The sequence below is a fragment of the Vagococcus lutrae genome (assembly GCF_003987555.1).
Classification (GTDB): Bacteria; Bacillota; Bacilli; order Lactobacillales; family Vagococcaceae; genus Vagococcus_A; species Vagococcus_A lutrae.
Window position 1 is genome coordinate 26,299 of the sequence record NZ_NGJW01000001.1, and the last position, 25,255, is coordinate 51,553.

Sequence of the window (25,255 nt, forward strand, 5' to 3'; positions counted from 1 at the left end):
TATTCCAATAAAAAAAGAACGCTTATCTAAGATAAACGTTCTTTTAACTTATTATTCTTCTTCCGCTGCGAAAGCGTTGAAAACTTCTTCAATCATGTCCCATTCTTCTTCTGTTTCAATGTTCAATAATTGACCTTCCGTACCGGATGGGCCTTCGATATATTGGTAAGCAAGTAAATCTACTTCTTCCTCATCATCTTCAGCGTCATCCATTTCAGCTGGATATAATAATACGTATTGTTTATTGGCAAAATCTTCTTCACCATCAATAGTCATTAAGATTTCAAATAACGCTTCGTTACCATTTTCATCTACTAATGTGATGTATTCTGATTCTCCATGGTCGTGTGTGTGTTCTTCTGTCATGAGTGCCATCCTCTTTTCTTTTAGTTATGACGATCTAAATAGCCTTGTAAAATCATTACCGCGGCTAATTTATCAATCACTTTTTTTCGTTTTGCTCGTGAGGCATTTGCCTGTTCTACCAACATACGCTCTACTTCTGCCGTAGACAGTCGCTCGTCTTGGTAAATCACTTCGACATCAAAATGGTCGACGAGATACTGACCGTATGCTTGTGACGCTTCTGCACGTGGTCCTAGCGTATTATTCATATTTTTTGGCAATCCTACTACGACTTTCTGACATTGGTATTCATCGAGCAATTCTTTTACGCGATCATAACCAAAGTCACCTTGATTTTCATTGATTTGGATGATTTCTAATCCCTGTGCGGTCCATCCTAACCGGTCACTCATCGCTACGCCGACTGTTTTAGAGCCGACATCCAATCCCATTATTCGCATTAAACGTCCATCCCGTGATGGGTTAGGTAAGTTTTAATTAATTCTTCCATAATCTCATCTCTTTCGTGACGACGTATGAGATTTCGAGCATCTTGGTGACGTGGTATATACGCAGGGTCACCTGAAAGTAAATATCCCACTATTTGGTTAATCGGATTGTACCCTTTTTCTTCTAATGCTGCATAAACCACCTTTAAGGTTTCACTGATTTCTTGTTTACGATGATCATCAAAATCAAATCGAACAGTTTTATCGGTATAACTCATCCATCTCCACCTCTTTTCTTTCTTTATGTCTTTCATTTTACAAGATAGCCACTGAAACTACAACTAAAGCCACTCTTTAACGCTTATCTTTTAATGTGACTTCCGCAATAGGTTTTCCGATAGGTGTCTCATCAACTAATTCCATAATCCCTGATTGCGCCTCACTTTGAGGTAAGCCTAATTCCCTAGCTGAGCAAATCATACCATAGCTATCGACACCACGTAGATTCCCCGGCCAAATAATCAAGCCGTTTGGCATCATCGCACCGGGTTGTGCTACGACGACACGTAGTCCTTCACGAATATTCTTCGCACCACAAACAATTTGTAACACTTCGCCATTTGCAACTTCTGTTTGTGTCACAGAAAGGTGGTCGGAATCTTCATGCGGTACGCATGATTGCACATAACCTGTCACTAACTTGCCATAGCCGTTATCACTTAAACGATCTTGAACGCCTGCTTTTTCTAGTAGCTCGTTTAAGACGTTCATCTCTTTTTCTGATGGGTAAATTTGCCCATTTCCTTCTATTTCAGGTAAATACTTACTAATGTTGAAAAAATTCAATCCGACTGTTTCTTTCGTGTCCTCTAAATAAATACGTGCGACATCATCCACACGTTCTACCGCTACTTCGCCACCTTTGGCATTAGCAACCACCACAACTAAACAATCTCCAACTGCTTCTTTGTTATACGAAAAAATCATGACTATCTCCTTATGCGTTATTTACTCATTTTCTTCTTTTGGACGAACAATTAAAACATCACATGGCGCGTGGCGAATCACATGATCACTCACACTTCCAATCATGAAACGTTCTACGGCATTTAAACCAGATTGTCCGACCATGATTAAATCAACGTGATACTTTTCTGGCAACTCCTCGGCCATTAACACTTTTGGTGAACCAAATGTTAAGACGGATTCCACATTATCAATTCCTTGTTTCTTAGCAAATGCGACATATTCTTCCAGCATCTCTTTTGAACGGGCAGTCTCAACATCAATTAATTCAGAGGTCGTTAGCGTATACCCCATGTTACCGTACAAACGGTTTTCAATAATATGGGCCACAATCACACGTGAATTATTACGTTTAGCTACTGCCAACGCTTTTTCAAACGCCTCACGCGCTTGGTCACTACCATCTGTTCCAACTAGAATTGTTTGATACTCTTGTGCTTCCATCATTTTTTTCACCTTCCTGTTTTTTTAAAGATATGTATGTAAGAATGATAAAACTTCTTCTTTTGTTTTACGATTCTTATCAACAAAACGTGCGACCTCTTGACCGTCACGTACGATAACAAGGCTTGGGATACCAAATATTTGCATGCTTTCACATGCTTCAATAAATTTATCACGATTAATCTCTACAAAATCTATTTTGGGAAACGTCGCAACAATATCAGCAAGATGCGGTTTCAAGTAAACACAATCACCACACCAATCTGCCGTAAAGTAAAAAACATGCGTCCCAGTTTCTACCAAGCTTGCAAATTCTTCTAACGTCTGTGGGATAAGCATCCCATTTTCATTATTTTTTTCCATAGACAATTTCCTCAATCTTTTCGGGTGTTAAAGTTTGCATCGTTGTGATTAACATCTGACGCGCTGCTTCGTAGTCTTCAATATTAAACATCGTTTGATGCGTGTGGATATAACGTCCAGGGACACCAATAACAGCACTTGGGATACCGTCACGCACTTGATGTGCCGCTCCAGCATCAGTGCCACCTTGTGAAACAAAGTATTGATATGGAATGGCGTTTTCTTCTGCTGTGTCGATTAGGAAATCACGCATACGATGTAACATAATCATACCCGGGTCAAAAATACGCATTAAAAATCCTTTTCCAAGATGACCAAAAGCCAATGGATCATCACCCGTATCATTGGCAGGAGAACAGTCAACCGCAAAGAATAAGTCAGGATTAAACTTGTGCGTAGAAGGACGAGCACCACGCAATCCAACTTCTTCTTGAACGTTCGCACCTGCGATTAAGGTAAACGGCAACTCGACATCTTTTAAAGATTCAAGCAGTTCAATAACTGCTACACAGCCATAACGGTTATCCCATGCTTTACTAATAATATGTTTTCCATTAGCTGTACGAATTGTCTCAACATCTGGCACGATGCTATCTCCTGGTCGCACGCCATAAGACAATGCCTCTTCTTTAGAAGTAAAACCAGCATCAAATAAAATATCCGTCACAGCAACTTTGGCTTGTGCGCCTTTTCCACGCAATAAATGCGGAGGAACTGAAGATGAAATAACAGGATAATCTCCTTTTTTTGTCTTCAATGTATAACGCTGTGCTGATACGACGTAAGGGTTCCATCCTCCTAGTGGGACAACTCTAAACAAACCATTGTCTTGAATCTGAGCTAACATAAACCCGACTTCATCCATATGTGCCGCGACCATTACTTTTGGCGCTCCGGGTTGTTTACTCTTCTTAATACCAAAAATACCACCTAGACCATCGTACTCAATTTTATCCACATAAGGACTCATCTTTTTCTTCATGACGCGACGTACGTCATCTTCAAAGCCGCTTGTTCCTTGTATTTCTGTTAATTCTTTAATAAGTTCAAATGTCTTATCTCCCATGAAATTGTTCTGCTAAGGCAGAACACCACCTCGCTTTCTCTTTAATACTATTATACCGTATTTCAGTTTTTTTTTCAGTGTTTTATCTTACCTAGATAGACTGATAGTAAAAGAAGTCATCTATTTTTTTGATAAAATGTGCTACAATAAGAACAAGAAGTTTGACAGAGAGGTGGGAGAAACATGACAAAAAACAAAACATTAAAATGGACGGGGATTGGATTATTATCTGGCATCGCTATCGGCATGGTAAGTGGCGTCGTAGCACATCGTTATTATCAAGAAAAGAAACATATTGATCCAGAACTGATTTTACAACAAGTAAAAGAAGCCTTTTTAGAACAAGGGGAAATCGAGGGTTCATGGATTGAGTTTAATACCTATCCACTTGAAAAAGTGGCTGTTACTTATGATACTTACACTGGTGGTATCACACGTTGGGAAGAGGGAGAACTCGTTCAGCATGAGTTTATCGCTGACGCTAATACAGGCGTTGTGTTGGATTTGTATCGTATATAGTAAAAAAACGTTTCATTGCTCTTTAGCAATGAAACGTTTTTTTAATTGATATATGCCGTTTCAACACGGTAAATCGGTTGTCCTTTTGCTGAGAACTTTTCTTCGTACTCCGTCATAATATTCTCTGGACAGTCATCTTGATGTAAATCAAGTGAGACCTCTTTTAATTGCATACCATAGGTTGAAAAACTAACCAGCGAGTATTCAAACAAGCCGCGATTATCGGTTTTAAAATGAATTTCTCCACCAGGAACTAAAATTGTTTCATACGTTTCTAAAAATTGAGGTGACGTTAACCGACGCTTAGCATGACGCTTTTTAGGCCAAGGGTCTGAAAAGTTTAAGTAGACTAAGTCCACTTCTCCCACTTCAAAATATTCAGTCAACGCCGCACCATTCGCATGTAATATTTGTAGGTTTGGCAATTGTTCCTCGATTTGTTTTTCTAAGATACTTACTAAAACATTAATCTCAATTTCTACCGCAACATAGTTGATCGAAGGATTTTGTTTCGCCATCCCGACAATAAATTGTCCTTTTCCAGATCCTACTTCAATGTGTAACGGTTGATTCTTAGAGAAACGTTCTTGCCATTTTCCTTTGTAAGCCGTTGGATTTTCCACTACAAATTCAGGATGAGCTAGTACTTTTTCTTTTGCCCATGGTTTATTTCTTACTCTCATTTATGTTCTCCTTCATTAAAAAACTCTCAGTGTTTACACTGGGAGTTTTAAAAATTAAATATTTTTTGTAACAATAGTATCTCTCGGTTCATTTTTTGTAGTTCAAATTGTTCATAGTAATGTTTAATACGACGCAAAAAGTCCATACCGCTATACCAATAAACACGTTCTAAAACTTCTTCCGTCACGTGATAACCGTAAAATTCCAACCATTTTCGCCATTGATTATAAGGGACATAGCGGCCCAGTATAATCCCTAAATCTAAAGCTGGGTCAGCTAGCACGGTCGCGTCCCAATCGACTAAATATAAACGATCTTCTTCCGATAAAAACCAATTGGAATGGATGGGGTCTCCATGACACACTTGGATATCTCCATCGTTTGGCAAGTGGTCTTCTAAATATCTAAAGACACGATGCAAATAAGGATTATGACGCAGCTCTGCTGGCAAGTCCGTACTATATTGACTTAAAAAAGCAAATGCGGTCATCTCTTCGCCACCGAGTCGGTATAACATATTTTTAAGGGAACGTGAATGATGTATATCGTGTAAAAGTTGAATAACGGCAGGAAACTCACTCATCTCTGTTGGCGTTAACGTTTCTCCTTCTAACCACTCTTGTGCAGTCAAAACATTGCCGTCACCTAAGCGTTTCGTCCAAACTAGCTTTGGCACAATCCCTTCACGCGATAAGGCAGCTAAAAAAGGGGTAGTATTTCGTTTTATAAAAACTTTTTGAGAATCTTTCATCCCCATAAAAGTTTGACCGGTTTCTCCATCTATTGGCTGGAGAGACCACGTCTTATCAAATTGAAAATTTAATTCTGTCATTGCTCTCCACCAATCCTTTATTCTCTAGAAACACGTGCCAGTATTATTCATTTTAAGACTCTATATCTCACTCGTCAAGTCTCAAAAGTCTTTTCTCATTTTACCTTTTTAGACGTTTTGGTAAATAGTATTTAATTAAAAACAGTAACTCTATCATCATCGCTGTAATTGTAATGAGTAGATAATCTAGGGACACTGGTCCTATTATCGCAATAACGCTAAAAACGACCAAAACAGCGCTAAGAATGACTGTCCATAACCGTTGAACAGCTCTCGCCTTTTCTGTAACAGGCACAGGATACAGCTGTGTCATCACTTGATAATCATAATGTTGATAAAGTGGCACAAGTTGAAAGCCTATGCCGAAGATAATAACTAGAAAAAGGGGTAACAATAAGCGGCCATCATCGATAAACAGCCCACTAATCATGCCAATTAACACTAAGCGAAAAGTAACCCCTAAGTAACTCGTCCCTCTTAAAAAACTTCTAATATATAAATAATCGTATGTTTGTGGGTAACGTTGACTATAGCGTTCAATAATGTTGTCCAAATAGCGGCGGCGACGTATCGGTGTTGCCATATTAGGAACATCCGTAAATAAATTAATCATCGCAGCGATTCTCTTTTGACGTGCCTGTTCCAATTCTATCGCTAATAGCCAGTTAAAACTTCCTCTTCCACCTTTTTTTTCGGCATAAAAAAGTATCATACCATAAATAACGATTAAAATGCTACCTAGCCAACTATAAAAAAGTGTACTTGAAAATACAATAATCACTGAAAAAAGCCAGTGGTACACTAATGATGTCTGTGAATATACTGATGACTGTTTAAATGTGTAAAGTCGGTCTATTAAGACTCTGAGATGAATCATCTTTAAACCAAGCAGAGTGACTAAGTAAAAAATTAATTCATACCACTCAACATGACTTATTCTTATTAAAAGTGGCATCGCACCTAAAGTAACTGCAAATATAATAACCGATGGAATTTTCAAAGAATGAAAAAATGCGGCGCGGAAATATTCGCTCATTTCATCTTCTTTCGGTAGCAAAAACTGTGCGTCAGCTGCCACTACTAGCGTTGCTAAACTGCCAATGCTTAAAGCTATAAGCCAAACCAGTGCGACAATGATTTTTCCAACAAAAAAAGTAGCATCGACTTGTTCTAAAAATTGACTGTAATAGAACATGCCGCCTCCTAAAATAAAAATCAATACTAACCCAATATGGTCGTTAAAAACATATTTTAAATATTTATTGAGTTGTTTTTGATGACGGCGTTGTCGTTCTCTATAAAAAGCTTTCATCACACACGCTCACCTGCTTCTTGTGTTAAACGTATATAGATATCATCTAGGGAACCTGTTGGTAAAGAAAACTCTGAGCGCAAATCAGTCATTGTTCCACTCGCACGAAGTTCTCCCTCGTGTAACACGACTAAACGGTCACAATGTTTTTCTGCTGTTGATAAAATATGGGTCGACATCAATATAGCTGCGCCACGTTCTTTTTCTTGATGCAATAATTCTAAAAAATCATGAATGGCTAATGGATCTAGTCCTAGAAATGGCTCATCAATAATATAGACATCTGGTTGAATTAAGCACGCACAGATAACCATTACTTTTTGTTTCATTCCTTTTGAAAAACGTGAGGGTAACCAATCTAAATGTTCTTCTAAACGAAACATCTCTAATAACGGTTGAGCTCGAACGAACACGTCCTCTTTATCAATCCCATAAGCCATAGCCGTAACATTTAAATGCTCCCTTAAGGTAAGCTCTTCGTATAAGACTGGTGTTTCTGGAATATAGCCAATTTTCTTACGATAGTTATCACCATCTGTCTTCAAACTTAAGCCGTCGATTTCAATTGTTCCACTCATCTTAGGCAATAATCCAATAATGTTTTTAATGGTCGTACTCTTACCTGCACCATTTAATCCAATCAAGCCGACAATCTCGCCGGCATTGACTTCAAATGTTAATTCTTTAAGGACGGGAGCTAGACCATAGCCACTCGTCAATTTATTTATTATTAAACTCATGTTTGTTCCTCCACTGTAATAGTGTTCATATTATACCATATTTTACTATTAGACAGACACTAGCTTTTGACAGATTGCCCCCTTTTCCGTATGATTAAAGAAAAGAAGAGAAGGATGGTGTTAGAATGGAAAACTGTATTTTTTGTAAAATCATCAACAAAGAAATTCCTAGCTACCCTGTCTATGAAGATGACGTCGTCTATGCATTTTTAGACATCACTCAGACAACGAAAGGGCACACGTTAGTCATTCCTAAACAACACGTAACAGATATTTTTGAATATGATGAAACACTTGCTGGTGAGCTTTTTTCACGGATTCCTAAAATCGCTCGTGCGATTGAACAAGCTTTTCCAGAGTGCCAAGGTTTAAACATTGTCAATAATAATCGTGAGTTAGCTTATCAGTCTGTCTTTCACTCACATATCCACCTCATTCCACGATATTCAAAAGAAGATGATTTTAGCTTAACGTTTAATGACAATAGTCAAAAGTATTCTACTGAGGATATGACGTCGATTGCCCAAGCCATTCAAGAAAAGGTGAAAAATCATGATTAAAAACTTTACAAAAGGCTTACTATTCGGTGCTACTTTAGGTGGGACCTTGGGTATTCTTTTCGCCCCCAAAAGTGGTAAAGACTTACAACGAGATTTAACACAAGAGGTCGATGAAGCGACGGAAATTAGTATGGATTTAAATCGTAGCTTACAAAATTTTAATCGCTCTGTCATGAATTTAAAATTGACGGCTGAAAATACCATTCCAGCCTTTAAAGAAGATATGGAAAAGCGTCTGACACGTTTTCAATTCGAAGCAGAACCCCGAGTAAAAGAAATTCAACAATCCGTTTCAGATATTCAAAATCAACTATAATCACAAATCGCCAACGTCTCTTTGATAGAGGTTGGCGATTTTTATTTACAATTGTGAAAAAAGTATGACTTCATTTTAAATATTCTTTTGAAGGACTAGGCGTATTCTCTGATATTATGGTATAGTGATTAAGTGATGACTAAATTTTTATTAAAGAAGAGGAGTACAGAAATGAAAGCAAAGAAACTGACATTAGCAATGCTTGGATTGGTAAGCGCGTTTACATTAGCTGCTTGTTCAAATAGCCAAGATATTATCACGATGAAAGGTGGCACCATTACTGTTGATGAGTTCTACGAAGAAGTCAAAACTGATCAAAGTGCTCAACAACGCTTAACCACAATGGTCATCTCCAAAGTCGCTAACGATAACTATGGAGACAAAGTCGATAAAAAACAAGTCGACAAACAATTTAAAGAAACAAAAGAACAGTTTGGCGATAGCTTTAGTCAACAACTTGCTATGGCTGGGATGACTGAAGATTCTTATAAAGACTCTATTAAAGACGGTCTAGCTTTCCAAGAAATGTTGAAAGCTCATATTAAAATTACCGACAAAGACTTAAAAGAAATTTGGGCGACCTATCATCCAGATGTCGATGTACAATTAATTTCAGTTAATGAAGAAGATAAAGCAAAAGATTTAGCTGAAAAGGCTAAATCAGAAGATTTTGCTAAATTAGCGAAAGAAAATTCAACACACGCTTCAGCAACCGATGAAGGAAAGGTAACTATTAAATCAACAGATGCTACTTTACCTGAAGAAGTTAAAGAAGCTGCTTATAAACTAAAAGACGGTGAAGTTTCTGACTTAATTACTGTCTCAGGTTTTAACGGTTACGAAGAAACAAAAGAGTTTTATATCGTAAAAATGGTTAAAAACAAAGAAAAAGGCAACGACATGACGCCTTACAAAAAAGAGTTGAAAAAAATTGCGACAGACCAAAAAATGTCTGACCAAGCATTCCAAACAAAAGTATTAAGTGATGAGTTTAAGAAAGCCAATGTTAAAGTCAAAGATAAAGATTTAACATCATTACTTGCTGCTTTCTTACCACAAGAAGAAAAAACAAACGAAACCAAAGAAAATAAAAAAACAGAGAAAAAAGATACAAAAAAAGAAGACGATAAAAAAGAAGAAAAAACAGACGAAACAAAATAATAAAAAGCACGACGTTGCCCAAACGTCGTGCTTTTTTCTTTAATGTGGTAAATAAAAACTACGATTATCTAAACCAAATATTCGCTCCGTTCTTTCTCCAGGTTCAATCGATTTTAATGCCCCTAACATCATTTGAATAGATGCATCTAAATTATCTATCTGATGTAAGATTTCTGCTTCCATAATTTGCGGTCTGACTGGCGAACCGTATTCCAACTTACCATGATGAGCTAAAACCATATGTTTCAAAACAATCACATCTTCGCTATATTCATCAATTTTAAGAGCCAAACATGCTTTCGTAATTTCTTCATCCATAATCACTAAATGGCCTACTAAATTACCTACCAATGTATACTCTGTCGAAACAGGACCACTTAGCTCGACTGTTTTCCCAATGTCATGAAGTAAGATGCCGGCATAGAGTAACGGCCCATTGATTTCTGGATATTGCTTAGCTAGTGCTTTCCCTACGCGTAACATCGATACCGTGTGGAAAGCCAAGCCGCCAGCATACGCATGGTGATGTCGTTTAGCTGCTGGATGTTCAAAGAATGACTGGGCGTATTGTTTCATTATGTAACGAACAATCCGATTCCAGGTAGGATTCGTAATCTCAAAAATAGTTTGATTGATTTCCTCTTCCATCTCTTCGCGACTAACAGGAGCTTTTTCCATATAAAGACTTGGATGGTGTGGCTCTGTTTCCGTTGCTAGACGCATTTGTAAAATTTTAATTTGTGGCATGTTTTGATACATTTCTCTTTTACCACCTAGTAGAACGACCTTACCTGCTTCAAATCGTTTAATCTCTTCTTCTGACGCATCCCAAAATTTCCCGTCAATACTACCTGAAGCATCTTGAAACGTAAACGCGATAAATTTTTTGCCATTTTTGGCAACGCGGACATCGGCTTGTTTAATCAATACAAACATTTCAAATGTTTCATCGACGACTAATTCTCTTAATTTTTTCATTGATACCACTCCTTTTTATTCCCTATAAATACGAAGGAGAGCCTGTTTCATCTTCATATTTTCTACTTTCATCATACCTTTTTCTAGGTAATTGTCCAGAAAAAAACAAAAAAGCTCCTCATAAAACGAGGAGCTTCCTATCTTTTATTCTGCGTATAATTCTTGGATAGGTTGCATGATAATGCGGTTTAAATCGTTAATAATCATGCTGAAGGCTTGTTCTTTAGCCATTAAAGTATTGATGCGCTCTGATTCTTGCACTTTTTCTGCTAATTCTTGCGCTTGTTGAATTTCTTCCTCTGTGAAGTCTTCACCTTGGAATTGTTTTTCTTGTAGTTGACGTTGTAAGTTTTGGAATTCGCTAAATAAGGCAAAGTCTGCTTCGTCTGCTTTAATTGCTTCGTAAGCTGCTTTTAACTCTTCAAATTCTGGTAATTGGCGAATCTCTCTTTCAATCTGATTAGCACTATCATAAATATTCACAGTCATGTAATTAGCCTCTTTCTCTTCATAATTAGTTTACGTTTTCATTGTAACATGTTCGCTTTTGTTTTCATAGACTAACGGTTAGTTTGAAAATCTTGCCATAATTCACTCACACGGTCACGGACATATTTAGCGCCTTCTTTGACTTGTCCACCCCAGTATTCAGCTCCCTCTTTCACTTTTCCTTCAAAGTCTTCCATGAGCTTGTCCCTATCAATCTTATCTTTTTGATTTTGAGCGTTTTGAGCAGCTATATCATCCGCATCAAAAGGCGTTCCCGCTGTGTGTGGTAAAATACGCTGTGCCTCATCTTTAAAGATTTGAGAAACAACTTGTCCACTTGTCCCAGTTAAATAGTGCGTTTCACTACTTTTATCAAAGCCTATCCAAGTAGCCAGCACAACGTCAGGTGTATAACCGATAATCCACTGGTCTTTTGATTGAGAGTCTGCATAGACACTCTCGGTTGTTCCCGTTTTACCTGCCATTTCATAGCCATACGGTTGAGCTGCCATGCCTGTTCCTGAACTAAAGACACCTCGTAACATCCCTGTCATTTCATTTGCAATTTTACGGGTCGTCACGGCAGTGGATTTCGCCTCTTCATTTTCATAAACGACAGCACCTGAAGCATCTTCAATCTTGCGAATAAAATGCGGTTCTTTGCGTCGTCCTTGATTAGCAAAGACCGTATAGGCACTTGCCATACGCATTGGTGTGGTTCCTTTTGTCATTCCTCCAAGAGATAAGCTATAGTTGAAATCCGCTTTTTCTAGCTTAATACCAAACTTCTCAACTTTTTGAGCACCACGCTCGACGCCAATTTCATTATATAGCCAGACTGTTGAAGCATTTAAACTTTCTCGTAACGCATCGTACATTGTCACTTCGCCACGATAAACACGGTCGTAGTTTTCAACATCATAGAATGGCAATGCCTCATCTTTTAATAATGAGTCAGGACGATAGCCTGCCTCTAATGCTGGTGTATAAACTGCAAGTGGCTTCATCGTTGATCCTGGTGAAAGTGACGATTGTGTTGCACGGTTGAGTCCTCTAAAGGTATGTTCACCCCGTCCACCAACAACCGCTCTTACACCACCTGTTTGAGGGTCAATAGCAATCGAAGCTCCTTGAACCATCTCACCATCTTCAGCATTCGGTGGAAACAGGGCATCATTTGCAAAGGTCGTATCCATTCCTTGTTGATGCATTTGATCCATAGTGGTATAGACTTTATATCCCTTATTTAATAAATCATCTACTTTTATCGACGTTTTTCGTTCGACTTCATTGATGACCGCATCAAAGTAATAAGGATATTGATACCCTCTATCTCCTTCTTGATAATTATCTTGCGTGTAAAGAGGTTCGTTTTTCAACTGGTCGCACGTCGCCTGATCGAGTTTACCGTTGTCGACCATCACTTGTAAAACAGTATCACGCCTTGCCACTGCATTATCCATATAATCAATGGGGTTATAGATTCCCGGTCCTTTTAACATCCCTGCTAAAACAGCCGCTTCATCAATCGTTAAATCTTTTGCACTTTTAGCAAAATAACGATGTGACGCATCTTCCACGCCCCATACACCATTAGCAAAGTAGGCATGATTTAAATACATTTCTAATATTTCATCTTTAGAATATTGTTTTTCTATTTCAATCGCTAAAAATAATTCTTTAGCTTTTCGCACCATAGTTTGATCTAAATCGAGATAGGCATTCTTTGCCAACTGCTGTGTCAATGTACTCCCACCGCCAGTAATGCCACCTGTCCTTAAAATCCCGAATACAGAACGCAATATCCCTCTAATATCAAAGCCATTATGTTCGTAAAAACGACGGTCTTCTGTTGATATAACAGCATCCACGACATACGGAGAAATCTCATCTAACGTCACAAAGGTTCCAGTTGCTCCCCTTAGCGTCCCTGCTTCATCCCCGTCTTTATCATAGACGGTTGTCACACGTTGTAAGCCATCTCGCAACGTCTTAACATCGGACTGCTTGGCAAGATAGAATAAATAAATACTTACAATTAAGACACTTAACATCGCCAACAATAACAACACTTTATTGACTTGATACTTTTTCCATATACGCTTGCGTTGTTCGTGAAACCGAATCAGATATGGTTTTAACCATTCCCAAAAGACAAACCACTTCTCTTTCACCTTTTCTATAATTGCTTTTATATCCATTCTTTTACCTCTTTATCATTTAATAGATTTGTATTACACTAAGTTTACCATACTTTCTAAAACGTACATCCGACTCAAGTATGAACTCAGTCGGTGTGTATGTTAACATTAACACGAAAAAATTAATAAAGTATGATACCTTTTTTAAAAATATATTAAGAAAATGAGGAAACAAGATGTTAACCTATCATATTACCTTACCCGATACGTTTGAAACATGTGATTTACGCACGCTTTTACAAGATAAGTGGTTAATCCCAAGAAAGGTACGCCATTATTTACGAATGAATAAACAAGTTTTAGTGAATGATGTCTCCCAACACTTTCACGAAAATGTCCACGCTGGCGACCTAATTACGATTCACTTGGATGAAAAAGACTATCCAAAACCAGAAATTATACTAGGCGATCGAGAGAAAATAACCCCTTTATATGAGGACGAGCATTTGTTGATTGTGGATAAACCAGTTAAGATGAAAACACATCCTAATCAACCAGATGAAAATGACACTTTACTTAACCATGTAGCAAGTTATTTGGCTGACGAACAGGTCAGTCCTTATATCGTCCATCGCCTTGATAAAGAAACAAGTGGCGTCATTATGTTAGCTAAGTCCCCTCTTATTTTACCAGTGCTAGGGCGCATGTTAGAGAACAAAGAAATCCGTCGTACGTACCAAGCGGTTGCTAGTGGCAAATTAAATGAGCCACAGTTTGTCATTTCAAAACCGATTGGGCGTGATCGTCACGACAAACGTAAGCGACGTATTAGCGAGCGCGGTCAGGAAGCTATTACACACGTTTCTGTATTGAAAACCTCTGCTAAGCAAAGTGAGATTTCTTGTCAACTTGAAACTGGACGAACCCATCAAATTCGTGTTCACTTAGCATCAATAGGACATCCGATTATAGGCGACCCCCTCTACCATCCTAAATCAACCTCTACAGAACGATTAGCGTTACACGCTAAAACCCTATCCTTCAAACATCCGTTTACAGATGAAGTGATAACCGTAGATAGCCCATTTTCTCTCTACTAAAAAGCAAAAAGAAGAACGTCGTATTATAGCGACGTTCTTCTTTTATTTTATAAACGAGAAGTATCTAGCGTATGATACGCTTTGAAAAATGGCGTTAAACATTGCAAGGTCTCGGCAACCTTACCTTCGACATCATTTTCCACTTGCAAGACTAACAACGGCTCATGCAAACTTAAACGCAGTAAAAACCAACCTGAGCCTAGTTTTTCTCCAACATTCACACGAATACCTTCTTCATTTTCTGGGTCTAATGAAAAGCCATCCGTTTTTTCAACAAATTCTGACATATCTTCAATGATTGCCATACCTGTTTGACGGACATCATCCGCCTGAATATTGAAACGGACTTCATGGGTTTCTGCTGGTTGTTTTAAAGTAGCAATCAGGTCTGATAGCGTCCGTTTTTCTTTCATTAGTTGCGGTAAAGCGATAAGCAACTTAGCAATCACATAGGCACCATCATCTAAAAAGTAATTTTCTCTAAAAGCAGCGTGTCCACTCGTTTCAATCGCAAGTGGTGTATTAATACCCGCTTTGTTTAATTCAATTCCTTTATTTATCACATTTCGATAACCACTAATGTAGCGATATTGTTTACCGCCTAAAGACTCAATATAAGCTTTTAAATGACTTGATGTAGGCGAGTTTGTGACAATCGTTGCACCTGGCTCATCTTGTAAAACAAAATAAGCAAGAACTGCAATCAAGTTATTACGATTAAGCGGCAAACCGTCACTCGTAATCACAGCAGCACGGTCGACATCCGTATCAAAAATAATACCTAAATCGGCGTCACTTTCTTTTACCGCTTTTTGAATACTTGCAATCGCCTCTTTATTATCTGGATTGGGTATGTGGTTGGGAAAAGTCCCATCTGGTTCTAAAAACTGACTGCCTGTCGTATCTGCCCCTAGTGGTTCTAATACATGCGTAGTAAAAAAGCCTCCCGCACCATTTCCTGCATCAACTATTATTCTCAAGCCAGATAAGGGTTGTTCAGAAACATTGCCAATCCCTGCTCGTATTTTCGTCACTAAATCTTTTGCATATGGGGTAATTAAATCTTTTTGTAATATATCCCCTGGTGTTTCAGCGGCTTCAATAGGCGTGTTAGCATACGTGAGTATTTTTTCGATATCTTCATGTTCTGCGCCACCTTCAACAGTAAAAATCTTTAAACCATTATAAAAGTAAGGTAAATGACTTGCAGTAAACATGACGCTAGCATCACACGCAAATTTATTAAATTGTGTCGCCATAAACATAGCTGGTGTTGTCGCTAGTCCCACATCAATGACTGTCACACCCAGTTCGGATAAAACCTCTTGTAAAGCTGTTTTCAATCCATCTCCAGATAAACGACTATCCTTCCCTAAAGCAATTCTTAACTGCTTACGTGAAAGCCCTTTGTCTTTTTCAAGCCACTGGACTAACCCATAACCTATCTTTCGTACTTCGTCTGGTGTTAAATTTGCCTCGTGCTCAGTAGTTGTAATTGAGATACCACGAATATCTGAGCCATTTTGTAAGTCATTCATGTCTATGCGCCCCTTTTCTTTTTAATCTAACTCTTTTAAAATATGATTTTTCAAGCGAGTAGCCGCTGCTTTATCAATCGCGATAATCACTAACGTATCTTTCCCTGCCAAAGTTCCAGCAACTTCTGGATAGTTTTTCTCATCCAGTAACGCCGCCACCATATCGGCTGAGCCTAATTTCGTATGAATGATTAAAGTGAACTCTACCTGTTTGATGTCAGTCACTTGTTGTAGCACCATTTTTTCTGTGCCAATCTCTTTGACAGTCTTTTTTGGCTCTTGATAGAGTCCGTACTTTACTTCTCCTTCTGCCCCATGCTCTTTTACTAAGCCTAACTCACTTATGTCACGTGAAAGAGTAGCCTGTGTAACTTGAACGTCTCTCAAGTGAAGGGCTTCCATTAATTCTTGCTGTGTACGAATAACATGGTTACTGATGATGTCGATGATTAAATCTTGACGTTGTTTTTTATTCATCACTTTATCCTCTTGCTATCTTTTATTGAGTTTTAAAAAAACTCGTTTCATCTATTCTATCATATCTTATTTTTTCTTAATAGAAAAGGTAGTAACTCACCGTTTTATTATCTAATGATAGTCACTGACTCAAATTTTTGCTATAATTTAGAGTGATGTTTTATCCACTCTTTTAATTAGGGTAAAAATAAATAGATCATGATATCATAGGAGGTCTCTCATGAATGAAAGACGATTAGTCGCAGAAGCGTTAGCCCAAGTCATTGGCGAGCATCTATCTGTTGACGACATATTAACGTTGTTAGAACAACCCAAATTAGCACAGTACGGCGATGTGGCGTTTCCTACTTTTTCACTGGCTAAAACCATGCGCAAAGCGCCTCAACAAATTGCAGCAGAAATTGCGGAAGCATTACCAACACAAGATTTTGATGAGGTCAATGTCGTAGGCCCTTACTTAAACTTCTTTTTAAATAAAGAAAAATTAAGTGCGGCAACGTTACAAACTATCATCGACCAACCAGAAAGCTATGGCGATTTAGCAATTGGAAAACAACAAACTGTTCCGATTGATATGTCTTCGCCAAATATCGCTAAACCCATGTCAATGGGCCATTTGCGTTCGACTGTTATCGGAAATAGCTTAGCTTTAATCATGGAAAAAGTTGGCTACCAACCGATTAAGATTAACTATATTGGCGACTGGGGAACTCAGTTTGGTAAGTTAATTGTTGCTTATAAACTTTGGGGGTCAGAAGAAGCAGTTAAAGCCGACCCTATTAAAGAATTGTTACGTTTATATGTTGATTTCCATGAGAGAGCAGAAGAAGATCCTGCTTTGGAAGATGAAGGACGTTTATGGTTTAAAAAATTAGAAGATGGAGATGAAGAAGCTCTAGCTTTATGGGAATGGTTCCGTCGTGAGTCACTTGGTGAATTCCAACGTATCTATGACCTTTTAGGCATTTCTTTTGATTCTTACAATGGTGAATCTTTCTATAATGATAAGATGGATCGTGTCGTAACGCTACTAGAGGAAAAAGGCTTGCTCGTTGAAGACCAAGGTGCACAAATTGTTGACTTATCTGCGTACGACTTAAACCCAGCTCTTATTAAAAAATCAGATGGTGCGACTCTTTATATCACACGTGATTTAGCATCTGCTCTATATCGTAAGGAGACGTATGAGTTTGCACAAGCGCTATATGTCGTTGGAAATGAACAATCGATTCACTTCAAACAACTAAAAGCCGTTCTTAAAGAAATGGGATATGACTGGTCTGAAGATATTCACCATGTACCTTTTGGCTTAATTACAAAAGACGGTAAAAAACTTTCGACACGTAAAGGTAAGATTGTCTTATTAGAAGAAGTTTTACAAGAGGCCATTACACTTGCTCATAAGCAAATTGAAGAAAAAAATCCAACTCTAGAAAATAAAGAAGAAGTGGCACGCCAAGTCGGTGTCGGCGCCGTCATTTTCCATGACTTAAAAAATGACCGCCTAAACAATTTTGACTTTGCCTTAGAAGAAGTTGTACGTTTTGAAGGAGAAACAGGTCCGTATGTCCAATATACACATGCTCGTTGTTCGTCTATTTTAAGAAAAGCAGATTGGCATGCAACAGCTGAACAAGACTATCGTTTGCAAGATAGCGAAAGCTGGGAAGTTATTAAATTGCTTCAATCTTTCCCAGCAACGGTAGAACGTGCCGCAACACGCTTCGAACCTTCAGTCATCGCTAAATATGTCATTCAATTATCTCAAACCTTTAATAAATACTATGCACACGTCAAAATACTAGAAGACGATGCACAACGTGATGCTCGATTAGCTCTCGTCTACTCAGTTAAAGCAACCTTAGCTGAAGGCTTGCGTTTACTCGGTTTACAAGCTCCTGAAGAAATGTAAAGAAAAAAACGGCTAAATTAGCCGTTTTTTTTTTATATATTTTCTAATTTCAACACTTTATTAACACCGTACATGATTGGTGCAGATAGCGACATTATCAGTAACTCGCTTAATGCGGTTGTCGCATACGTCATCCAAAATGGTAAGCCTAACATCATCGTTAACATTAGTGCAATTAAAAACATACTTACTGTGAAGAAAACGATGTTCAATACTAACCGTTTTGGGACACTCTTGATATAGCGATGCATTAATGCAGATAAACTTAACGCAATAAACGTTTGTCCACCGCCAAATAAGACATCTACTAGACCAAACTCGGCAAAAAACAGGTTGAAAAGGACAACCCCTGCCAGCACGCCCCAACGTAATTTCCGATTAAATACGACGAGATGATTTAATCCTTCTGAAATCCTAAATTGGATTGCACCTTGTGCAACGGGACTGACAGCCAATGTTAATGCAATATATAACGCTGCAATCATGCCGTTTAACACTAAATTTTTTGTTTTACTTGTTGTCATTTTATTTCCCTCCTCCTAGTTTTGATAACGCGGGATGGTATGAATGAACCGCGGAGAGTGACGCTCTCAAAAAATATCTTTTACAGACGCCTTTCACTTTACGCTTTTTCGCTTAACATGTCAATCTCTCTTTTTAATCTTTTCTATTGCTTTTTAAAAACTAGCGTTATATAATGACATCAGGAATTTCGTTATGACTATCGTTATGGTTTGCCTTTCGTAGCACGATTCAGAAAGGAGTTAATACTATGATGTTAGCTAACAAACCCATGACATACCGTATCGCGTTAGACACTGTGCAACAAGTCTTTATGGCTTATGATGTAACAGATGAAACAAAAGTCGGTTATGGTATAACCATCGAAAAAGCCATTGCAGCTTTAAAAAACATAATCTAAAGGAGACTCGGTATCCAATGGACGACGCTTGTTGTAATACAAGATAAAAGGGATTTAGTAAACAACAGTTACTAAATCCCTTTTTTATTTGGCTATCATTTCGGTAATTTCTCGCTTCATCTTTATAAAAGACAAATCTTCATCAAGATGGTAGGTTGGATTATTTAATAGTTCTTCTTGGAAAGTTGGATGGAATGTTTCCACTAATCTACCCGGATTGGCGCTCATGACGACTACTTTCGTTCCTAAACGCAATGCTTCCTCAATGTCATGGGTAATCAACAACACCGTTTGATGATTTTTTCGCCATAAATCGCTTAAAAAATCTTGCATTTTCTTACGTGTCATCGCATCCAATGCACTAAATGGCTCGTCCATTAACATTAACTCTGGTTCATTAATCATAACACGAGCAAGCGACACACGCTGCTTCATCCCACCAGATAGCTCAAATGGATAGTTCTTCGCAAAGTCAGCCAGCCCTACTTCTTCTAAATACTTTTCTGTCAATTCTTCAATGCTTTTTTCATCTAAATGACGAACGGTCGGACCAAAACGTATATTGTCTTCAATCGTCAACCACGGATACAAGGTAGGCGACTGGAAAACAACACCGCGTTTCCAATCAGGTCCCTGAATTGCTTCACCGTGCATGAGTACTTCTCCTTCTGTTGGTTGCAGGTAACCAGCAATCGTCTTTAACAATGTACTTTTCCCACATCCTGAAGGCCCTACTAAACAAACAAATTCGCCTTTTTGAATCTCCATATTTACTTTTTCAATCGCTTGAACGCTATTTTGATTAGATTCATAGCGCACAGAGACATTGTTCATTTCAATGATGGTATCTGAGTGTGTCATCTGTTTACTCCTTATCTGTTTGGATAGCTTCCAAGTATTCTGTATTTATAAATTTCTCAACGGCTTCTTTTGTAGGAACTTTAGAAATAGCTCCTTGTTCATTTAAAAAGACGGCAGTATCATAAAAGACTGTTGTAAATTGTCCTGGTTTATCGTTTGTTCCAAGATATGCGTCACTTAGTTGATCCTTAATTGATAACCAAGTTGTTCCTTCCATTTGTTCCTTCGCATCTTCTTCTGTAATTTCTAACTGCTCTGCTGCACTTTTAATCGCTTTCTCTGGTTGTTCACGGTATAACGTGACTGCTTCATTCAACGCTGTTAAATAGTCACTGACTAATTCAGGATATTTTTTTGCAAAATCTTGATGAACTAACTCAATATTAGCCGTTAAATAGCCTTCTTCAGCTAATTGTTTTGAATCAATTAAAACACGACCTGTTTCTTTTAACTCAGATAAGGTCGGCTCCCAAGTATAAGCTCCATCAATATCTCCACGCTCCCATGCGGCAACAATTTCGCTTGTTTGCATATCTAATAAGGTCACGTCTTTTTCTAACCCTTTCGATTTTAACGCATTGAGTAAGCTATAATGAGAAGTCGAGCTAAAAGGTGTCGCGACTTTCTTACCTTTTAATTCCTCAATCTTATTAATATTACTATCTTCTTGAACAACAAGAGCTTCATTTGTACCTAAAACTTCATGAATCCATACTAATTCTACTGGTATATCCGTTGCCAAAGCGACAACACCATTGGTATATCCCATTTCTGCAAAATCGATAGCCCCTGATGAAAAAGCTTGATTAGCTGCTACACCAGAGTCAAAGAACATAAACTTAGTTTTAATTCCTTTATCAGCAAAGTATTCGTCAAAATACTTTTCTTTCATTGCCACCGTCTTATCATTAGGAACTCGAATAATCCCAATTGTCACTTCTTTCGGCTGTCCTTCTGCTTCTTTTTTGCTATCGCCACAAGCGACTAATCCTATTACACCTAGTACTAAAGCAAAGGCTAATCCAATCTGTTTCATCCATTGTTTTTTCATTATGCATCTTTTCCTTTCCAAAAGACAAATTTCTTCTCTAATCGACGTAAGCCGACATCTAGTAGCACACCTGTTATTCCCATCATGATAATCCCAACAAACATCACATCACTCTTTAAGTAACGAGAAGCGTCGATTACCATCCAACCAATACCCGATGTAGCGGCAATCATCTCTGCCGAAACTAGCGTCGTATATGCTACTCCCACCGCTGTACGTAATCCTGTGAAAATCTCAGGCAAACAACTTGGTAAGACGACTTTAAAGAAAACATCTTTACTACTTGCACCAAGCGACTGAGCATTCAACAAATAATTTTCTGGTATTTTTCCTACTGATGAGGCACACGCTAAATAGATTGGCGCAAAAGCTGCTAAATAAAGAAGTAAAATCTTGGAACTTTCATCTATACCTAACCACAATATAAGTAACGTATAGTACGCTAGTGGAGGTAACGGACGATAGAATTGAACAATCGAGTCAATTACCGCTCGAACTCTCGGTAAATAACCACTTAACAAGCCTAATGGAATAGCCGTCACAATAGCTAACGAAGTCGCAACGACAAGTCGGAATAAACTAATACCGAAATGCTGCCAAAAAGAAATGCCATTGTATCCCGAACTCACAATCGTGACAAAGGTTTTGATAACTTGGATGGGTGAAGGGACTAAGCGTGATGAAACCCATCCGAATTCCGTGGCGCAAAGCCATAACACTAAGATTACTACCCATGTCATGATAGTATATCCTCTAAAATTTTCTTTTTTATGCGTCATTTTCTTCTTTTTCATGTTTATCATCACTTTCATTAAAAAAAATTGGGACAATTAAATGGCATTGTCCCAATTTATTTTATTCTTTTCTTTAGTATCTTAATTTATCATACTTGAAATCATGCTTTTTTTCAATCTTATAATAAATCAAAACGATAATTTGTGACAATTGGTTCACGACCTGTTACTTGGTCGTTATAATATTCGTACATACTTGCACCTAAGAATGAGCCCATTAAGTTGTAGATATTGTCATAGCCAAGCATACCTAATGCTTTTACCATGTTGTAACTACGTTGACTTGATAAGCAATGTACATACACTGGACGATCTTTTGGAATTTCATCTAAACGCTCTCTAAATTCACTAAATGGAATGTTGATAGCATTTTTGAAGTGTCCTTCAGCGAACTCGTCTTTTTCACGTGCATCAATAATGAAGGCATCTTGTTCTACAAGCTCACGGATTTTTGTAACAGGTACTTGACGGAATTCACCGTTTAATACGTTTAGACCAACTAACGCTGCCATGTTGACAACATCTTTCGCTGTACCAAACATTGGTGAGTAAGATAACTCTAACTCTTTCAAGTCTTCTAGGTTACCACCCATTGTAATCATTGTTGCAATAACATCAATACGTTTATCAACGTTACCACGACCTAATGCTTGAGCACCTAAAATTTCTCCTGTTGGATCAGCAAAGATTAGTTTAAAGAATAATGGTTTTGCATTTGGCATTAAACCAACTTTATCTTTTGGAATAACGTACGCTGTTTGATAGGCAATACCTGCTGCTTTTAAATCTTTCTCGTTCATACCAGTAGATGCTGCGTTCATTTCGAAACATTGGATAACAGATGAACCAATGACACCATATTGACGGTATGTTTTACCATACATGTGGTCTGCTGCTGCACGTGCTTGACGTTGAGCTGGTCCAGCTAAAGTTAAACGAGTTGGTTTGCGTGTAATTTTATGTGTTACTTCAATAGCATCTCCCACCGCATAGATATGTGGATCAGATGTTTGATAGTGATGATTAACTTTAATCCCACCAGTTTCTCCAATTTCAAGTCCTGCTGCACGCGCAAGTGATGTTTCTGGTGTGACACCAATTGCCATGATAACAGCTTTAGCTGGCACTTCTTTACCTGAAGATAAAATAACTTTATCTGCTTCGATAGTTGAAACACCGTCTGAAAGAATTAAGTCAACACCATTGTCAATAATTTCTTTATGTAAAATTTGAGCCATATCATAGTCAAATGGTGCCATAACTTGATCTGCTGCTTCAACTAATGTTACTTTTTTACCTGCCATTTGTAAGTTTTCCATTACTTCGATACCGATGAAGCCACCACCAACAACGACTACGTCTTCAACGTTATGAGTATCAATGTAACGACGGATACCGTCAATGTCTGGAACATTACGAACAGTAAAGACATGCTCTGAATCAATGCCTTTAATACTCTTAGGTAAAATAGGATTAGCACCTGGTGAAAGCATTAAAACATCATATGCTTCAACAGACTCTTCGCCTGAAACAACATTTTTAACTGTAATAGTTTTTTCTTCTTTATTGATTGATACCACTTCATGATTAACACGAGCGTCGATATTATATTGTTTATCAAACACTTCAGGTGTCATTAAGACTAAATCGTCTGCTTCTGCAACTGTTCCACTTAAATGAAAAGGTAAAGCACAGTTTGAAAATGAAACGAACGGTCCACGTTCAAACATCACAATTTCTGCACTCTCATCAATACGTCTTACTCTTGCTGCTGTTGAAGCTCCCCCAGCAACGCCACCTACTACTAATACTCTCTTACTCATTGTAAAATCCTCCCTATTTTTTTAATTTCTAGCTTTTGGTATTAAACTCATTTTTCCTGCAAATATTTTCAAACTTGCTATACCGCCTAAGCACATAGCAACTAAGAAGACCCATCCAGATACTGAGAAAGTACTCATCGCAGAGTATAACGCTCCAGCGTTACAACCTTTAGCGAAGCGAGCACCGAATCCCATTAATAAACCACCTGCTGCAAAGTAAGCAGCGTCTTTAGCTGACATTGAGAACTTGAATGAAAAACGACCAGCTAATAAAAAGGCAATTAATGATCCTAAAACTAATCCAATATTACGAATTGTACCACCATCAAGCATTAAGCCTGCATCCACATCTGCTACAATTTTAGCAAAAGCAGGAGATGAAAATGAAATGCCTAGTGGTTTTAAAAGCGCCACATTTAATTTAGAGAAAGCACTGGTTACGCCCCAGGCTTTTTCAGTTGTGACTAAAACAAAGACGGAAGCAAAAGCCACTAACAAGCCACCTGTCTTAAATGTCAAACGTTCAATAAATAATTTATGGTAAGTCTCATAACTGAAGAATCCATAGGCCTCTTTAGACTCTAATGGTTTTTCAAAGTCTTCCCAATCACCTAAAGGATCCATGTAAGTACCTTCTTGTTTACGTTTCGCTTCATAGCGAACAGTTAACCAATATAAGAATACTACACCTAACATCGATACTGCAAACGCTCCGAAAAATCCGAAGTAGTCTGGCAAGTATGCTCTAAATCCAATTTGACCAAGAGCTGATTCGTCTAATGTGTATCTAGCCCATTCTCCTGGCGCTGCACCTAGAACGAAAAAGATAAATGTTAGTAAAGCACGACCTTCTCCTTCACCCATATCCGCTAAAGTTCCTGAAGCACATCCGCCTGAGAAAATCATTCCCATACCGAATAAAAAGCCTCCTAAAACGGTTCCTAAATTAGTGAAAAAGACATTTTGTGTTCCTGGGATGAAAGCTTGACCTTCTTCGGCAACGAAAGCTGGTACAGCACCATTTTGACTAGCAAACCATTGAATTCCTAGAAATACTAGCATTGTGACCGTCAACATTAATAATAATGCTTTCGTTAAACTCCCTTCTCCTCTCACATAAATTCGTTTAATTCCTCCGGCAAAACCGAAACGTGAACGAGTGAGCACAAAACCAAACAACAAACCAGAGAATAGTTGTACAGGTAAGACTGATTTCAATCCACTTAAATAAATAGCAAAAATAATGGCAATTATCATTAATCCTGCACCAATCGCTGGTTGTTTCCAACTAAAATTGTTGCGACTCATTGCATGTTCCTCCTCTTTTTTTTGTTTGTGATTGTCGAATTAGT

At 38.0% G+C, this 25,255-nt stretch carries 29 protein-coding genes; 7 read left to right on the forward strand and 22 right to left on the reverse strand.

Going from position 1 to position 25,255, the window contains the following annotated elements:
- Positions 1-51 precede the first annotated feature (51 nt).
- The 7 genes from CBF33_RS00150 to pepA form a co-directional block, all read right to left on the reverse strand.
- Positions 52-366: a DUF1292 domain-containing protein gene (locus CBF33_RS00150; protein ID WP_126760623.1), complete on the reverse strand. Its 315-nt coding sequence runs from the start codon at positions 364-366 to the stop codon at positions 52-54.
- Positions 367-386: 20 nt separating this feature from the next.
- The gene (gene ruvX, locus CBF33_RS00155) at positions 387-806 is read right to left on the reverse strand and encodes a Holliday junction resolvase RuvX (RefSeq protein ID WP_023606503.1); all 420 of its coding nucleotides are present in this window, start codon (positions 804-806) and stop codon (positions 387-389) included.
- A complete protein-coding gene (locus CBF33_RS00160) occupies positions 806-1,072 on the reverse strand; it encodes an IreB family regulatory phosphoprotein (protein WP_023606502.1) in 267 nt (88 codons plus the stop codon). Before CBF33_RS00160 ends, ruvX begins: the two co-directional genes overlap by 1 nt.
- Positions 1,073-1,148: 76 nt before the next feature.
- On the reverse strand, positions 1,149-1,781 hold the full coding sequence (gene ytpR, locus CBF33_RS00165; RefSeq protein WP_126760624.1) for a YtpR family tRNA-binding protein: 633 nt from the start codon (positions 1,779-1,781) through the stop codon (positions 1,149-1,151).
- Between the two features lie 21 nt (positions 1,782-1,802).
- Positions 1,803-2,264 (reverse strand): universal stress protein, encoded by a 462-nt coding sequence (locus tag CBF33_RS00170; RefSeq protein ID WP_038100787.1) that lies wholly within the window; start codon positions 2,262-2,264, stop codon positions 1,803-1,805.
- Between the two features lie 24 nt (positions 2,265-2,288).
- Complete coding sequence (locus CBF33_RS00175; RefSeq protein ID WP_237662104.1) at positions 2,289-2,603, reverse strand: thioredoxin family protein; 315 nt, start codon at positions 2,601-2,603, stop codon at positions 2,289-2,291.
- A gap of 10 nt (positions 2,604-2,613) precedes the next feature.
- Positions 2,614-3,693 (reverse strand): glutamyl aminopeptidase, encoded by a 1,080-nt coding sequence (gene pepA, locus CBF33_RS00180; RefSeq protein WP_126760626.1) that lies wholly within the window; start codon positions 3,691-3,693, stop codon positions 2,614-2,616.
- A 183-nt stretch (positions 3,694-3,876) separates the two neighbouring features.
- Here pepA and CBF33_RS00185 point away from each other — a divergent pair, with 183 nt between their 5' ends.
- A complete protein-coding gene (locus CBF33_RS00185) occupies positions 3,877-4,212 on the forward strand; it encodes a PepSY domain-containing protein (RefSeq protein ID WP_126760627.1) in 336 nt (111 codons plus the stop codon).
- Between the two features lie 41 nt (positions 4,213-4,253).
- Here CBF33_RS00185 and trmB read toward each other — a convergent pair whose 3' ends face one another.
- From trmB to CBF33_RS00205, 4 genes are all read right to left on the reverse strand, one after another.
- On the reverse strand, positions 4,254-4,895 hold the full coding sequence (trmB, locus tag CBF33_RS00190) for a tRNA (guanosine(46)-N7)-methyltransferase TrmB (protein WP_126760628.1): 642 nt from the start codon (positions 4,893-4,895) through the stop codon (positions 4,254-4,256).
- A gap of 47 nt (positions 4,896-4,942) precedes the next feature.
- Positions 4,943-5,728, reverse strand: coding sequence for a phosphotransferase family protein (locus CBF33_RS00195; protein WP_023606495.1), 786 nt, complete (start codon positions 5,726-5,728; stop codon positions 4,943-4,945).
- Between the two features lie 100 nt (positions 5,729-5,828).
- Positions 5,829-7,040: an ABC transporter permease gene (locus CBF33_RS00200; RefSeq protein ID WP_126760629.1), complete on the reverse strand. Its 1,212-nt coding sequence runs from the start codon at positions 7,038-7,040 to the stop codon at positions 5,829-5,831.
- The gene (locus tag CBF33_RS00205; protein WP_023606493.1) at positions 7,040-7,780 is read right to left on the reverse strand and encodes an ABC transporter ATP-binding protein; all 741 of its coding nucleotides are present in this window, start codon (positions 7,778-7,780) and stop codon (positions 7,040-7,042) included. Before CBF33_RS00205 ends, CBF33_RS00200 begins: the two co-directional genes overlap by 1 nt.
- A 125-nt stretch (positions 7,781-7,905) precedes the next feature.
- Between CBF33_RS00205 and CBF33_RS00210 the strand changes: the two genes are divergently transcribed.
- From CBF33_RS00210 to CBF33_RS00220, 3 genes are all read left to right on the forward strand, one after another.
- The gene (locus CBF33_RS00210; RefSeq protein ID WP_126760630.1) at positions 7,906-8,340 is read left to right on the forward strand and encodes an HIT family protein; all 435 of its coding nucleotides are present in this window, start codon (positions 7,906-7,908) and stop codon (positions 8,338-8,340) included.
- Positions 8,333-8,656: a YtxH domain-containing protein gene (locus tag CBF33_RS00215; protein ID WP_126760631.1), complete on the forward strand. Its 324-nt coding sequence runs from the start codon at positions 8,333-8,335 to the stop codon at positions 8,654-8,656. Before CBF33_RS00210 ends, CBF33_RS00215 begins: the two co-directional genes overlap by 8 nt.
- Positions 8,657-8,827: 171 nt before the next feature.
- Positions 8,828-9,817, forward strand: coding sequence for a peptidylprolyl isomerase (locus CBF33_RS00220; RefSeq protein WP_126760632.1), 990 nt, complete (start codon positions 8,828-8,830; stop codon positions 9,815-9,817).
- A gap of 39 nt (positions 9,818-9,856) precedes the next feature.
- On the opposite strand, the gene CBF33_RS00225 is transcribed toward CBF33_RS00220, so the two are convergent.
- The 3 genes from CBF33_RS00225 to CBF33_RS00235 all read right to left on the reverse strand — a co-directional run bounded on the left by CBF33_RS00225 (position 9,857) and on the right by CBF33_RS00235 (position 13,485).
- Positions 9,857-10,795 (reverse strand): 3'-5' exoribonuclease YhaM family protein, encoded by a 939-nt coding sequence (locus tag CBF33_RS00225; protein WP_126760633.1) that lies wholly within the window; start codon positions 10,793-10,795, stop codon positions 9,857-9,859.
- A gap of 144 nt (positions 10,796-10,939) precedes the next feature.
- Positions 10,940-11,284: a YlbF/YmcA family competence regulator gene (locus CBF33_RS00230; protein WP_023606488.1), complete on the reverse strand. Its 345-nt coding sequence runs from the start codon at positions 11,282-11,284 to the stop codon at positions 10,940-10,942.
- A 71-nt stretch (positions 11,285-11,355) separates the two neighbouring features.
- A complete protein-coding gene (locus CBF33_RS00235) occupies positions 11,356-13,485 on the reverse strand; it encodes a PBP1A family penicillin-binding protein (RefSeq protein ID WP_126760634.1) in 2,130 nt (709 codons plus the stop codon).
- Between the two features lie 176 nt (positions 13,486-13,661).
- On the opposite strand from CBF33_RS00235, the gene CBF33_RS00240 reads away from it, so the two are divergent.
- A complete protein-coding gene (locus CBF33_RS00240; protein WP_126760635.1) occupies positions 13,662-14,525 on the forward strand; it encodes an RluA family pseudouridine synthase in 864 nt (287 codons plus the stop codon).
- 47 nt (positions 14,526-14,572) lie between these two features.
- Here the strand turns inward: CBF33_RS00240 and CBF33_RS00245 are convergent, their stop codons facing one another.
- Entirely contained in the window at positions 14,573-16,063 is a 1,491-nt protein-coding gene (locus tag CBF33_RS00245; RefSeq protein WP_126760636.1) for a phosphohexomutase domain-containing protein, read from the reverse strand.
- 21 nt (positions 16,064-16,084) lie between these two features.
- Positions 16,085-16,540 carry an arginine repressor gene (argR, locus tag CBF33_RS00250; RefSeq protein ID WP_126760637.1) on the reverse strand — a complete coding sequence of 152 codons (456 nt, stop codon included), beginning with the start codon at positions 16,538-16,540 and terminating at the stop codon, positions 16,085-16,087.
- Between the two features lie 220 nt (positions 16,541-16,760).
- Here argR and argS point away from each other — a divergent pair, with 220 nt between their 5' ends.
- Positions 16,761-18,452, forward strand: coding sequence for an arginine--tRNA ligase (gene argS, locus CBF33_RS00255; RefSeq protein WP_126760638.1), 1,692 nt, complete (start codon positions 16,761-16,763; stop codon positions 18,450-18,452).
- A 32-nt stretch (positions 18,453-18,484) separates the two neighbouring features.
- Here argS and CBF33_RS00260 read toward each other — a convergent pair whose 3' ends face one another.
- Positions 18,485-18,976, reverse strand: coding sequence for a QueT transporter family protein (locus CBF33_RS00260; protein WP_126760639.1), 492 nt, complete (start codon positions 18,974-18,976; stop codon positions 18,485-18,487).
- A 248-nt stretch (positions 18,977-19,224) separates the two neighbouring features.
- Here CBF33_RS00260 and CBF33_RS09540 point away from each other — a divergent pair, with 248 nt between their 5' ends.
- Positions 19,225-19,374: a hypothetical protein gene (locus tag CBF33_RS09540; RefSeq protein ID WP_023606481.1), complete on the forward strand. Its 150-nt coding sequence runs from the start codon at positions 19,225-19,227 to the stop codon at positions 19,372-19,374.
- An 84-nt stretch (positions 19,375-19,458) separates the two neighbouring features.
- Here CBF33_RS09540 and CBF33_RS00265 read toward each other — a convergent pair whose 3' ends face one another.
- The 5 genes from CBF33_RS00265 to CBF33_RS00285 all read right to left on the reverse strand — a co-directional run bounded on the left by CBF33_RS00265 (position 19,459) and on the right by CBF33_RS00285 (position 25,211).
- Positions 19,459-20,235, reverse strand: a complete 777-nt coding sequence (locus CBF33_RS00265) for an ABC transporter ATP-binding protein (RefSeq protein WP_126760640.1) — start codon at positions 20,233-20,235, stop codon at positions 19,459-19,461.
- 4 nt (positions 20,236-20,239) lie between these two features.
- The gene (locus CBF33_RS00270) at positions 20,240-21,286 is read right to left on the reverse strand and encodes a taurine ABC transporter substrate-binding protein (protein ID WP_126760641.1); all 1,047 of its coding nucleotides are present in this window, start codon (positions 21,284-21,286) and stop codon (positions 20,240-20,242) included.
- A complete protein-coding gene (locus CBF33_RS00275) occupies positions 21,286-22,080 on the reverse strand; it encodes an ABC transporter permease (protein ID WP_237662099.1) in 795 nt (264 codons plus the stop codon). The genes CBF33_RS00270 and CBF33_RS00275 overlap by 1 nt, the downstream gene beginning before the upstream one ends.
- Positions 22,081-22,199: 119 nt before the next feature.
- Entirely contained in the window at positions 22,200-23,903 is a 1,704-nt protein-coding gene (locus CBF33_RS00280) for an FAD-dependent oxidoreductase (protein WP_126760642.1), read from the reverse strand.
- Positions 23,904-23,924: 21 nt separating this feature from the next.
- Positions 23,925-25,211, reverse strand: coding sequence for a YeeE/YedE family protein (locus tag CBF33_RS00285; protein WP_126760643.1), 1,287 nt, complete (start codon positions 25,209-25,211; stop codon positions 23,925-23,927).
- Positions 25,212-25,255: the final 44 nt, after the last annotated feature.